The following is a 12916-nucleotide window of genomic DNA, read 5'->3' on the forward strand; positions in this document are numbered from 1 at the left end:
CGGCGAAGGGCGTTCGGAAACAGGCCTGAGTTGACCGCCGGTTCAGGCGATGAGACGCCATCCCACAACCAGCAGCACCAGCGCCAGCACGGGCCGCAGCGTGTTTTCGGAAATGCGCGTCGCCAGCAGCGATCCTATGATGATGCCCGGCAACGATCCCGCCAGCAGGTTTACCAGCAGCATCGGGTTGACATTGCCGATCCACAAATGGCCCAGCCCCGCCACCAGCGTCAGCGGCACGGCGTGGACGATGTCGGTCGCGACCAGTCGCTGCATCCGCATCCGCAGCGGATAGAGCGCCAGCAGCAACGTGGCGCCGATCGCGCCCGCGCCGACGGACGTCAGCGTCACCATGACGCCCAGCAACGCACCCGCCACCACGGTCAGCGCAGGCTGGACTCGTGTGAAACGGTCGGCCGTGCTCACCCTGCGCGCCAGTGCCCAGCGGTGAAACCGTCCCCGCAGCAGCGTGGCGAAGGCAGTGCCGATCAGCACGCAACCGAGCGCGGTGGTGACGATCCCGCCCTTGATCTGCGAGACATGCGCCTGGGACAGGACCAGCAACGTGATCAGCGCGGCCGGCAGGCTGCCCAGGCAGAGGCGCTTCACGACCGTATAGTCCGGGCCGCCGTCCGGGCCGCCATGCCGGTGGTGAATGACGCCGCCAACGGCTTTGGTGATCGATGCGAACCACAGGTCCGTGCCGACCGCCGTGGCAGGCGCCACGCCGAACAGCAGGATGAGGATGGGCGCCATCAGGGATCCGCCGCCCACGCCGGTCATGCCCACCATCAATCCGACGAACAGGCCTGCGAACGCATGCAGCCAATCCATATATGCCCTTCCCGCAACCGTCCCGACTGACAGCTTATCCGCCAGCGGCCGCCGCATCCAGCCTCACCGGCCGCTTTTGTCAACTGCGTTGATTATATTTGCCTGCTGGAGATGCGCGGCGCGGCTCTCGACTTCCCCACGCGCGAGCGGCTAAGGAGGACGCATGATGAAGCTGTTCATTGGCAACAAGGCCTATTCGAGCTGGTCGCTGCGGGGGTGGCTGGCCTGCAAGCTTTCCGGCCTTCCGTTTGAGGAAGTGGTCGTGCCGCTCTACGACGAAGCGTGGGAAAAGCGGCGCGAAGGCGACGAATTCGCCCCCTCGTCCGGCAAGGTGCCGATTCTGTGGGATGGCGATGACATCGTCGTCTGGGACAGCCTGGCGATCATCGAATATCTCAATGAGAAAGCGGGCGGCGACAAATTCTGGCCGGCCGATCCCGCCGCGCGCGCGATGGCGCGGTCGATGGCCGCCGAAATGCACAGCAGCTTCGCGGCGCTTCGCCGCGAGCACAGTATGAACATCCGCCAGATCTACGACGCGGTCCCCCCTTCAGAGGCGGTCGCGCAGGATATCGGCCGGATCATGGAACTCTGGGCTCAGGCGCGGGCGCGCCATGGCGGCGACGGCGAATTCCTGTTCGGCGCCTTCGGCGCGGCCGACGTCATGTTCGCGCCGGTGGTCACCCGCTTCATCACCTACCAGTTGCCCGTGGCCCGCTTCGCGCAGGCCTATATGCAGGCCGTGATCGCCCATCCCTGGATGCAGGAATGGATCGGCGGCGCGCAGGCGGAGGAATGGGTGATCGACCGATTCGAAACACCGCCGCAGTTCGGATGAAACCATTGCCGGACTTTGATTGGTCAGGAAGGGACCAATGGCACCGCTTTTACCCTCCATCGGTTCAACCAGCCGGAGAATAGGTTTCCAGTGAACGATCGACTGGGAAAGGCGAGAGGAAACGCCACACGCGTGGGATCGACGGAGTACAGGCGCTCCTGTTAGCAATGACCGTCGCGCGCACGGAACTGGTAAAAGCGATAGCTATAAGCGGGCTCGCTGCCTTTTCTCGAAGAACGAAATCTCGATCTTCCAGGCCCTTTCACATTCAATGACCCGCATGGTCCGATTAGCTATGTCCGCTTATCCCGCTCGCGAGCTAAAAGCCGCCTTTCCGTTCCTCACCCACGATGCCAAACAAAAAAGGCCGGCGGATTTTCATCCCCGGCCCTTTTTTTGAACGAACCCGCCCGTCAGCCGACGATTTCGTCGGCCTTGAAGAAATAGGCGATCTCGATCGCCGCATTTTCGTCGCTGTCGGAACCATGGACCGAATTGGCTTCGATCGACTCGGCATATTCCTTGCGGATCGTGCCTTCGTCGGCATTGGCGGGGTTGGTGGCGCCCATGATGTCGCGGTTGCGCTTCACGGCGTCCTCGCCTTCCAGCACCTGGACGACGACCGGGCCGGAAATCATGAAGGCAACCAGATCGGCGAAGAAAGGGCGTTCCTTGTGAACGGCGTAAAAGCCTTCGGCCTGCTCGCGGCTCATGCGGATGCGCTTGGACGCGACGACCCGCAGGCCCGCTTCCTCCAGCTTCTTGGTCACGGCGCCCGTCAGGTTGCGACGAGTCGCGTCGGGCTTGATGATCGAAAAGGTGCGGGTGACGGCCATGAGGCTCAAAAGCTCCGAATTGTTGGAATTGGAATGGCGCGCCCTTTAGACCGGGCCGTTCGGCACCGCAAGGGGCGTCGGCCAGCCGCGCTTCAGGGGCCTTGCACCCATTTGCGACCATCCTGCCGCCAGAAGCGCGGACTGACGCCGTCCCGCTTGGCCAGCGCCCGCCAGTTGTCGCGGGCATCATCGATGGAAGAGGCGTCGAAAAAATAGAAGGCGCGCTCAAACGCCAGCGCATCCTCGCGCCACAGGCCGTCGGCCAGCGCGATATGACGCGCGCCGTTGGCAGCGACGCAATCCGACGCGAGCAGCACCGGCTGAAGGGATTCCCGCCCCTCCCCGGCCCGGCCGTGGGCAAGGAAGCTTTCAGGCGGCCCCGCCCACAGGCCAGCGGATATGCGGTCAAGCTGCGCGCCATCCCGCGCCACCACCAGCAGCCGCTCGCCCAGCGCCAGCACGCGTCCGGCTATGGCGGGCAAAACCTGTTCGACCGGGTCGCGGCTCAGCTGATAGAAATCGACCTGCATCATTGATCCCTACCCTGTTCCCGCCGTTCGGACGAGACCCGTCTCGTTCAAACGGCGCGAACAGCGGCAGGGCTTCCCTTATTTCTCGAACCTGTCCGTCACCAGCCGGTCGATCAGCCGCACGCCATAGCCGGTCGCGCCCTTGTCCCAGGTGGCACCGGGTTTGTCGGCCCAGACCATGCCGGCAATATCCAGATGCGCCCATTTGACGCCATCGTCGACGAACCGCTTGATGAACTGCGCGGCGGTGATGGATCCGGCATAGCGCGCGCCCATATTCTTCATGTCGGCGATCGGGCTGTCGATCAGCTTGTTGTATGCATCCGACAGCGGGAAGCGCCACAGCTGGTCGCCACAGGCCTTGCCCGCCGCGATCAGGTCCTCTGCGAGGCCTTCATCATTGGCGAAAAGGCCGGCATATTGATCGCCCAGCGCGACGATCATGGCGCCGGTCAGCGTCGCAAGGTCGATGATAACCTCGGGCGCATAGGTCTTCTGCGCCCAGGTGATGACGTCGCACAGCACGAGCCGCCCCTCGGCGTCGGTGTTGATGACTTCGATCGTCTGCCCGGACATGGAGGTCACGATGTCGCCCGGCCGCTGTGCATTGCCGTCGGGCATGTTCTCGACAAGGCCGCAGATGCCGACCACGCGCGCCTTGGCCTTGCGCGTTGCCAGCGCCTTCATCGCGCCCGCGACCGCTCCAGCGCCGCCCATGTCCCACTTCATGTCTTCCATGCCGGCGCCGGGCTTCAGCGAAATGCCGCCGGTGTCGAAGGTCACGCCCTTGCCGACGAAGACGACCGGCTTGTCGGCCAGCCCGCCCGTGCCGTCCCATTCCATCGCCAGCAGGCGCGGTTCGCGCACCGAGCCCTGCGCCACGCCGAGCAGCGCGCCCATGCCCAGTTCCGCCATCGCCGCCTTGTCCAGCACCGTCAGCTTGATGCCCAGCCCTTCCAGATGACGGCACCGTTCGACAAAGCTTTCGGGGTAGAGGATATTCGCCGGCTCGGAGACCAGCTCGCGGGTGAAGGCCACGCCCTGTGCGACAGCGGACAACCGTTCCCACGCCGCTTCCGCGCCATTGGCAACCAGCGTGATCTTCGTGAGCGTAGGCTTGGCCTTTTCCGGCTGGCGAGTGCGGTAGGTGTCGATGCGCCAGGCTCGCAGTTGCGCCCCGGCGGCAAGGCGCGCCGCATTCTCGCCGGACGCGCCGCCAAAGAATTCGACCGCCGCGTGGGCCGCGCCGCTCGTCAGCAGCTTGGCGGTCAGCGCCGCGCCCGCGCGCTCGAAATCATTCTCGCTGCCCGCCCCGGTGCCCACCAGAACAACGCGCAGCACCTTGCCGCCTTCTTCCACAAAGCTTTCAAAGCTGCTGCCCCCCTCACCCGTGAAGCGGGCCGCCTGCGCGCCGGCTGCCAGCGTCGGCGCCGCGGAAAGCGGCAGGGCATCGAAGCCGCCCTTGGGAACGGCAAAGACCAGAGTGTCGGCGTCGGGACGCACCGGGCTGAACGCGATTTCCATCAAGGGCTCTTCTTCCTTGTCTTGATTAGGGGGAGGACCGTCCTTTGTCAGATAATGTTCATTGTCCATTCTGGCAAAGCCGTTCGGCCGATTTCCGACAAAAGGGGCTGACGAATGATTGCGGCGCTGGCAAAGCAATGCGATAGGCGGGCAACAAAGCGCCCTTGAAGAGGCCCGATCCCTTGCTCACAGCGTCCCCCCTGCGTCTTAAACATCTGCTCTGTGCCGGCGCCGCCCTTGCCTGCATCGTCGCTGCCGCCCCTGCCATGGCCCAGGAACTCCAGACGCCCCAGCGTCCGGTCAGCGCGCCCGACGCGCCCGTGCCGGCCAGCGATGAGCAGATTGGCTTCGCCGCCGACGCGCTGGAATATGACAGCAATTCGGAAATCGTGACCGCCACCGGCAATGTGCAACTGCTGCGCGAAGGCAACCGGCTGCGCGCCGACAAGGTGGTATGGAACCGCACCACCGGCCAGGTCGAGGCCCGGGGCAATGTCTCGGCCACTGATCCGGAAGGCAATATCGCCTATGGCGACCGGTTCCAGGTGACCGATACGTTGAAAGACGGCACGGTCGAAAATATGCTGCTGGTGCTGCAGTCCGGCGGCCGCCTCGCTGCCGTCTCGGGTCAGCGCGTCAACGGCGTCTACACACTGCACAAGGCCGCCTATACCGGCTGCCAGGTCGAGGACAGCGATGGCTGCCCCAAGGAGCCGACCTGGCAGATCAAGGCGGTCAAGGTCGTCTATGATCCGGTCCGCGCCCGGGTAAGATATCGCAACGCCAGCGTCGAACTGTTCGGCTTGCCGCTGATCCCGCTGCCCGGCTTCTCCCATCCGGTGGGTGACAATGGCGGCACGGGTTTGCTGGTGCCCGACCTGCGCTACAACCGCACCAACGGGCTTGAAGTCGCGCTGCCCTATTATATCAAGCTGGCGCCCAATCGCGACCTGACGATCACGCCGCACGTCTATTCCGACACGCTGCCGATGCTACAGGCCAGTTTCCGCCATCGCTGGGATCGCGGCGCCTATCAGGTCACCGGCTACGTGACGCACGGCAGCCGCCTCGACCCGGGCACCGACACGACCGGCATAGCGGCCAATTCGCAGAAGGACTTTCGCGGCTATCTGGATGCCAGCGGCGCCATGCAGTTGACGCCGGAATGGAGCATCAACGGGTCGATCCGCGTGGCCAGCGACCGCACCTTCCTGCGCCGCTACGACATCAACCGGGATGACCGGCTGCGCTCGACCATCGGCGCGCAGCGGATCGGCGAAAACAGCTATTTCTCGATCGCCGGATGGGCGGTCCAGACCCTGCGCCTGGGCGATTCGCAGGGGCGCACGCCGATCGCGCTGCCTGTCATCGACTATCGGCTGCGCCTGGCCGACCCGCTGCTGGGCGGGCGCATCCAGCTTCAGGCGAATACGCTCGCCATCACCCGCACACAGGGTCAGGACACGCAGCGCGCCTTCGCTGCCTTCGAATGGAACCTGCGCAAGCTGACCGGCATGGGACAGGAGGTGAATTTCACCACCTATCTGCGCGGCGACATCTACCACAGCAGCGACAATCTGCTGAATGACATCACCGGCTATGCCGGCAATCCGGGCTGGCAGGCGCGCGGCATCGCGGCCGCCGCCATCGACGTGCGCTGGCCCTTCATCGGCGAGGCATTCGGCGGGGTACAGCGGATCGCCCCGCGCGTTCAGATCGTCGCGGCGCCCAGGCTCGCCAACCTGTCCGTCCCCAATGAAGACGCGCGAGCGATCGACCTGGAGGACAGCAACCTCTTCGCGCTCAACCGTTTCGCGGGCTACGACCGGTTCGAAGATTCGACCCGCATCACCTATGGCCTGGAATATAGCCTGTCGCTGCCCGACTTCTCGCTGGAATCGGTTATCGGCCAGAGCTACCGGCTCAACAATCGCGAAAGCATCCTGCCCGACGGCACCGGCCTGTCCGACCGGCTGTCGGACATCGTCGGCCGCACCACCGTGCGCTACAAGGATTTCGTCAGCCTGACGCACCGCTTCCGCCTGGACAAGGACGGCCTCGCGATCCGGCGTAACGAAATCGACGCCACCATCGGCAGCCGCAAGACCTATGCGATGGTTGGCTATCTCAAGCTCAACCGCAACGCCGCGGCGGGGCTGGAGGATCTGCGCGATCGCGAGGAACTGCGGCTGGGCGGCCGGGTGCAGTTCGCACGCTTCTGGTCGGTGTTCGGATCGACCGTCATCGACCTGACCGACAAGAAGGAAGATCCGCTGAGCGCCGCCGATGGCTATGAGCCCGTGCGCCATCGGCTGGGGATAGCCTATGAGGATGACTGCCTGACGCTGGGCTTCACCTGGCGCCGCGACTATCTCGCCGCCGGGGATGCGCGAAAGGGCAACAGCTTCCAACTACGGCTGGCTTTTCGCAATATCGGCATATAAGGATCAGCCTTCCCGATCAGGGCCGGTCCTGGCCGCTCAGGACCGGTTAAGGCGGACCGGCGCATCACGCGCCGTACCGTATTGGAGAGTTTAGCCGACGATGCAGCCTGTCGTTTCCCCGTCTTCCCGCCTCTGTCGTTCCGTTCGCGCCGGTGTGCACGCCCTGCTCCTGTCCTCGATCCTGCTGGGGTCGAGCGTCACGCACCTCGCCGCGCAGACGGTTGACGATGACGACAAGGTCGCGACGCAGCAGCTGAATCTGCCCAAGGACGTCACGATCTTTGGCAAGAGCGATCCCAACGTGCGCAAGGCGACGGCGATCGTCAACGGCCGCATCATCACCGGCACCGATGTCGACCAGCGCCTGGCGCTCATCATCACCGCCAATGGTGGCAAGGTCTCGCCGGATGAAAAGGAGCGGCTGCGCGTCCAGGTGCTTCGCAACCTGATCGACGAAACGCTCCAAATCCAGGAAGCGGCCGCCCACGACATCAAGGTCGACCCGGCGGAAATCGACCAGAGCTATGAGCGGGTCGCGGCCAATTTCCACCAGTCGCCCGCCCAGTTCGACCAGTATCTGCGCAGCCAGGGCAGCGCGCCCGCCAGCATCAAGCGCCAGATCGAGGGTGAACTGGCCTGGAGCCGCCTGCTCCGTCGCAACATCCAGCCCTTCGTCAATGTGTCGGCGGACGAGGTCAAGTCGGTGGTCGACCGGATGAACGCCGCGAAGGGCAGCGAAGAATTCCGCATCGGCGAAATCTATCTGTCGGCTACCCCGGAAAACCAGGCACAGATCGCCGCCAACGCGCGCAACATCATCGAACAGATCAAGCAGGGCGGCAGCTTCGCCGCCTATGCGCGGCAGTTTTCCGAAGCATCGACCGCCGCGGTAGGCGGTGACCTGGGCTGGGTGCGCCCTGCCCAGTTGCCCGACGAACTGGCCAAGGCAGCGACCCAAATGCAGGTCGGCCAGATCGCCGGTCCCATCCCGGTGCCCGGCGGCATGTCGCTGATCTACGTGATGGACAAGCGCAAGGTGCTGACCGCCGATCCGCGCGACGCCTTGCTGAGCCTCAAGCAGCTGTCGGTCAGCTTCCCGGAAGGCACGACGAAGGAGCAGGCGAGCGCAAAGGCGGCCGCCTTCGCTGCGCAGGCCAAGGCGATCAAGGGTTGCGGCCAGGCCAATGAGATCGGCGGCAAGATGGGCGCCGACGTGGTCGACAATGACAATGTCAAGGTCCGCGACCTGCCGCCGCAGTTGCAGGACATCCTGCTGAACCTGCAGGTCGGCGAAGCTACCCCGCCCTTCGGTTCGATCAAGGATGGCGTGCGCGTGCTTGTCGTCTGCGGCCGCGACGATGCGTCATCCGCCGCCGCGCCCAATCCCGAACAGATCATGGCCCAGCTTGAGGAAGAACGGGTCAACAAGCGCGCGCGCATCTATCTGCGCGATCTTCGCCGCGATGCCGTCATCGACTATAATTGACCCGGCCGCGTCCCGGCCGGACTTGCGGCCTTTCGCGGTGACGCTGGGTGATCCGGCGGGGATCGGGCCGGAAATCGTGGCGAAAAGCTGGGTCATGCGCGCCGCGCGCGGCCTGCCTTGCTTCTTCGCGGTGGGCGATGCCGCCTCGCTGCGCGCAGTGTGGGCCGGCCCGATCCAGCGGATCGCGACACCGCAGGAAGCAACGGCGGTCTTCGACACGGCGCTTCCCTGCCTTCAGATCGCCGAAGCGGGAGAAATCGTGCCCGGCGTGCCCAGCATGGATGGCGCCCGCACCGCTTTCGAGGCGCTCGAAGTCGCCGTGGGCCTGGCACGCGCCGGATCGGCCGCCGGCATCGTCACTGCTCCGGTGGGCAAGGAACAGCTCTACGGCGTCGGCTTCACCCATCCGGGCCAGACGGAATTCGTCGCCGAACGCTGCGGCGTGGCGCCGCACAATGCGGTGATGATGCTGGCCGGCCCCTCGCTCAAGGTTGTGCCGGTCACCGTTCACATCCCGCTGGCGGACGTGCCATCGGTCCTCACCGTCGATCTGATCCGCGCCCGCGCGCTCACCACGGTCAAGGGCTTGCAGCGCAATTTCGGCATCGCGCGTCCCCGCATCATGGTTGCCGGCCTCAACCCCCATGCGGGCGAAGGCGGCGCGCTCGGCCGCGAAGAGGTGGATGTCATCCGGCCTGCCGTGGACTCCTTGCGGGACGAAGGGATGGACATTGTCGGCCCGCTGTCTGCTGACGGGCTGTTCCATGCCCGCGCGCGCGAAACCTATGACGCGGTGCTGTGCATGTATCACGATCAGGCGCTCATCCCCCTCAAGACGCTGCATTTCGATGAAGGCGTCAACATCACGCTGGGCCTGCCGGTCGTGCGCACCTCGCCCGACCATGGCACCGCCTTCGGCATAGCCGGCACCGACAGCGCCAATCCCGGCGCGATGATGGCGGCGCTCAAGATGGCTGCCGAAGCCGCACGCGCCCGCCTGACGCATGACGGCTGAAAACCGACCTTCGCTACCGCCGCTGCGTGAGGTGATCGCCGCGCACGGGCTGCAGGCGAGCAAGGCGCTGGGCCAGAACTTCCTGCTGGACGAGCAGTTGCTGGATCGCATCGCCGCGATACCCGGCACGCTGCGGGACCGGCCCGCATTCGAGGTCGGCCCCGGCCCCGGCGGCCTCACCCGCGCCATCCTGCGCGCCGGGGCGCGGCTCGTAGCGGTCGAGCGCGACCATCGCTGCCTGCCCGCCCTGTCCCAGCTGGCGGAAGCTTTCCCCGGACAGCTGCGCGTCATCTCCGGCGACGCGATGCAGGTCGACGCCCGCTCCGAAGCCGGCGAGGGCGCGCACATCATTGCCAACCTCCCCTATAATGTCGGCACCGCGCTGCTGATCGGCTGGCTGTCGGCGGACTGGGTTCCCCTGCCCTGGTGGTCGTCCCTCACCCTCATGTTCCAGATGGAAGTGGCCGAACGGATCGTCGCCAGGCCGGGCGGCGACCATTATGGCCGGCTCGCCGTCCTCGCCCAATGGCGCGGCGAGGCGCGCATCGCGATGAAAGTCCACCGCAGCGCCTTCACCCCGCCGCCCAAGGTGATGTCGGCTGTCGTCCACATCACCCCCCGGCCCGCGCCCGAAGGCGTGCAGCTCAAGCATCTCGAACGCCTTACCGCCGCCGCCTTCGGCCAGCGCCGCAAGATGCTGCGCCAAAGCCTCAAGGGCCTGCCCGGCGCGCTCGACGCGCTGGACGTGGTGGGCATCGATCCCCAGCGTCGGGCGGAAACCCTCAGCGTCGAAGAGTTCGTGAACGTCGCGCGGGTGTTGGGGCAGACCTGAGGCAAGGCGCTGGGTTGGGATGGACGGGAGGAAATGCCATGCCGTCATCCGGGCGAAGGCATGTATGACCCGAAAGGGTGGGTAGGAGACTGTTGGGTTCCGGTTGGGGAAATCAATTAGCGGACATCGCGTCGGTGAGCGGGCCGGGTTTGCGAGACCTTCAAGAACGGCCCATCTGAGAAATGACAGTACCCGAGCACCATCATTGCGCCGGACCACTAGGTCTTACAGGAGGCGTAGGATCCGATGACGGTGAAGGGTTTCGGTCGCCGGGGAGCATTCTGAAAGGTGCGTTCGTCTGCGTAGATGCCAACGCGCTTATCCTTCAACCTAGGTGTCACGACAGATTTAGACAGGTCCGCATCGGTTTCGGTGGCGTAGATCGCTCCGCCTTTCCAATATGCTGTGATCGAAACACAGGCTCCGTTCGCTGCTCCTCCATCTCGCGCCGCGTCCATGAACGTGATGGGTGTGGCGTTCGTGAAATTACACTTCGCCGGATCGCCCCATGCTCCGGTGATGATCTGGTCGCTTAAGTCCTCTTGGGGCGGAGGTGTCTGAGCCGAAAGCTGTGTCGCCAAACCTATAGCGGAAGCCGCCAAGCAGATTATCCGCCAAATGTTCATCCGCGCACGCTATCATGATACAAACCGTCCGCAATAAGATATGCTCGGATGCTAACGCGACGGCAAGAACCGGTCGCAAGCCGCCGCCTCGCTCAGCCCGATGGCGCCATCGCCTCGCCATCCACAACGATGGTCGCTCGACGATGTCAGGTCTGCAAGACCGCCAGTCTTACGGCGTCTCTGTCGTCGCGGCCTTCGGGACCGCGACCCCATCCTTCGCGCTCAGCACCGTCGACGGCGGCCCTTTTTCGATCGCCGCGGCGAGCTTGCCGACAGCGGCGCAGTCCGTCTTGCAGAGGCTCTTGGCCTGGGCGAGAGTCTCGCGCGCCTTGGCAATGGCGCCCTTTTCCACCATCGCTTCGCCCTGACCGACCAGCGCGTTGACGTCGGTCGGGTCCAGCAGCAGCGCCTCGCGATACAGGCGGATCGCCTTGCCCTGCAAGCCCTGCGCCCGCGCCACCTGCGCGAGTTCGACATAGGCGCCGCGATTGCGCGGGTCGACCGACAGCGCGGTTTCCAGCGCATCGGTCGCTGCCTGATAGTTGCCGGCCTTGCGCGCGGCGGCGCCCGCCTGCTGCCATTCGACCGACAGCGGCGAAATCTGCGTGTCCGGGCGCTGGGTCAGACCGACGCTGGAAACGGTAGTAAGGACGACGGCCAGGGCGATCGAAGCAGGGGTAAAACGCATGCACAACTCCAGCCATGTTTCAGGCGTTGATTCCGGGCCAGTGTCACCATTTCGCAGGGGCTTGTCCATCGCCTCTTTCACGCGGGCGCTTTTAGACGGGCGAAATAGAAGCCGTCCGTCGCATCATGGCCCGGCGTCAGCAGCCGTCCTGGCCCATGCGGCCGTCCCGCCGCCATCGCGACCGGATCGGCCGTCCAGCGCGGATGCCGTGCGAGGAAGTCCTCCACCTGATCCCGTCCCTCCCTGTCGGTCAGCGCGCAGGTAGCGTAGACCAGCACGCCGCCGGGCGCCAGCAGCGGCGCGGCGAAATCCAGGATGCGGGCCTGTTCGCGCACCAGCCGGTCGAGCCGCGCCGGGTTGAGCCGCCAGCGCGCCTCGGGATTGCGCCGCCAGGTGCCCGTGCCCGAACAGGGCGCGTCGACCAGCACGACATCCGCGCGGCCGTTGAGACTCTCCAGCGCGCCCGCCTCATGCCCCTGATCGAGCAGCAGCGTTTCGATGAAGGTCGCGCCCGCGCGAACGGCGCGAGGGTCGAGCCGCGCCAGCCGCGAGCGGATCGTGTCGGCGGCGATCAGCGTTCCTCGCCCCGCCATCGCCGCCGCCAGCGCCAGCGTCTTGCCCCCGGCCCCGGCGCACAGGTCGATGACGGTCATGCCCGGCTGCGCGCCGCAGGCGGCAGAGATCAGCTGGCTTCCGGCATCCTGCACCTCCACCCGCCCGTGTTTCCAGGGGTCGCTCTGCTCGACCGGCCAGCCCTCGGGCAGGCGCAGCGCATCCGGCAGTCCGGCGATGCGAACGGCTTCGGGGAACAGCGGGGCTACCGCGTCCGGCAACGCCTTCAACCGATTGACCCGCAGATCGACCGGCGCGCGTCCCAGCAGCGCATCCTGCTCGACCGGCGCGGCGAGCAGTGGCTCCAGCCAGCCAGGAACGCTGCCCGGCAAGGCCTCTGCCTCACCGGGCGCGATCGGCGGCGGCCCATGGACCGATCCGTCGAACAGCGCGCCAAGCTCCGGCCGCTCCCGGGCGAGGCCGATCATGGCGGCACGGCCGCTCTCGGGGCGCTCTGCCGCCCGGCGCACCGCGTCATAGACATGGTCGCGCACCGCCCGCCGATCGCGCGATCCGGCGTAGCGGCGTTCCTTGAAATAGCGCGCGATCAGCGTGTCCGCCGCCGGACCGCCGTCGCGCGCGGACGCGATGATGGCGTCGACCAACTCGATCGCGGCCTGCACGCGGGCGGCGGGCGTCATGCCGCGCCGT

11 protein-coding genes are annotated in these 12916 nt (G+C 65.9%); 5 read left to right on the forward strand and 6 right to left on the reverse strand.

Annotated elements, in window-relative coordinates; all coding sequences use genetic code 11:
- Positions 1–42: 42 nt before the first annotated feature.
- Positions 43–834 carry a sulfite exporter TauE/SafE family protein gene (locus AAC640_RS02360; RefSeq protein WP_340264469.1) on the reverse strand — a complete coding sequence of 264 codons (792 nt, stop codon included), beginning with the start codon at positions 832–834 and terminating at the stop codon, positions 43–45.
- Between the two features lie 163 nt (positions 835–997).
- Between AAC640_RS02360 and AAC640_RS02365 the strand changes: the two genes are divergently transcribed.
- Complete coding sequence (locus tag AAC640_RS02365; protein ID WP_340264470.1) at positions 998–1672, forward strand: glutathione S-transferase family protein; 675 nt, start codon at positions 998–1000, stop codon at positions 1670–1672.
- Between the two features lie 413 nt (positions 1673–2085).
- On the opposite strand, the gene ndk is transcribed toward AAC640_RS02365, so the two are convergent.
- The 3 genes from ndk to AAC640_RS02380 all read right to left on the reverse strand — a co-directional run bounded on the left by ndk (position 2086) and on the right by AAC640_RS02380 (position 4562).
- A complete protein-coding gene (ndk, locus tag AAC640_RS02370; RefSeq protein WP_340264471.1) occupies positions 2086–2508 on the reverse strand; it encodes a nucleoside-diphosphate kinase in 423 nt (140 codons plus the stop codon).
- 92 nt (positions 2509–2600) lie between these two features.
- Positions 2601–3038, reverse strand: a complete 438-nt coding sequence (locus AAC640_RS02375; protein WP_340264472.1) for a DNA polymerase III subunit chi — start codon at positions 3036–3038, stop codon at positions 2601–2603.
- Positions 3039–3116: 78 nt separating this feature from the next.
- A complete protein-coding gene (locus AAC640_RS02380; RefSeq protein WP_340264473.1) occupies positions 3117–4562 on the reverse strand; it encodes a leucyl aminopeptidase in 1446 nt (481 codons plus the stop codon).
- A 266-nt stretch (positions 4563–4828) separates the two neighbouring features.
- On the opposite strand from AAC640_RS02380, the gene AAC640_RS02385 reads away from it, so the two are divergent.
- From AAC640_RS02385 to rsmA, 4 genes are all read left to right on the forward strand, one after another.
- Positions 4829–7006 carry an LPS-assembly protein LptD gene (locus tag AAC640_RS02385; RefSeq protein WP_340264875.1) on the forward strand — a complete coding sequence of 726 codons (2178 nt, stop codon included), beginning with the start codon at positions 4829–4831 and terminating at the stop codon, positions 7004–7006.
- Positions 7007–7106: 100 nt separating this feature from the next.
- Entirely contained in the window at positions 7107–8492 is a 1386-nt protein-coding gene (locus tag AAC640_RS02390; protein ID WP_340264474.1) for a peptidylprolyl isomerase, read from the forward strand.
- Entirely contained in the window at positions 8470–9507 is a 1038-nt protein-coding gene (pdxA, locus tag AAC640_RS02395; protein ID WP_340264475.1) for a 4-hydroxythreonine-4-phosphate dehydrogenase PdxA, read from the forward strand. The genes AAC640_RS02390 and pdxA overlap by 23 nt, the downstream gene beginning before the upstream one ends.
- Complete coding sequence (gene rsmA, locus AAC640_RS02400) at positions 9497–10339, forward strand: 16S rRNA (adenine(1518)-N(6)/adenine(1519)-N(6))-dimethyltransferase RsmA (RefSeq protein WP_340264476.1); 843 nt, start codon at positions 9497–9499, stop codon at positions 10337–10339. The genes pdxA and rsmA overlap by 11 nt, the downstream gene beginning before the upstream one ends.
- 795 nt (positions 10340–11134) lie before the next feature.
- Here rsmA and AAC640_RS02405 read toward each other — a convergent pair.
- Together AAC640_RS02405 and AAC640_RS02410 are read right to left on the reverse strand one after the other, a co-directional pair.
- On the reverse strand, positions 11135–11653 hold the full coding sequence (locus AAC640_RS02405) for a tetratricopeptide repeat protein (protein WP_340264477.1): 519 nt from the start codon (positions 11651–11653) through the stop codon (positions 11135–11137).
- A 77-nt stretch (positions 11654–11730) separates the two neighbouring features.
- Positions 11731–12906, reverse strand: a complete 1176-nt coding sequence (locus AAC640_RS02410) for an RsmB/NOP family class I SAM-dependent RNA methyltransferase (RefSeq protein WP_340264478.1) — start codon at positions 12904–12906, stop codon at positions 11731–11733.
- Between the last annotated feature and the right edge of the window lie 10 nt (positions 12907–12916).

Source organism: Sphingobium mellinum, from assembly GCF_037860795.1.
In the GTDB taxonomy this organism is placed as follows: domain Bacteria; phylum Pseudomonadota; class Alphaproteobacteria; order Sphingomonadales; family Sphingomonadaceae; genus Sphingobium; species Sphingobium mellinum.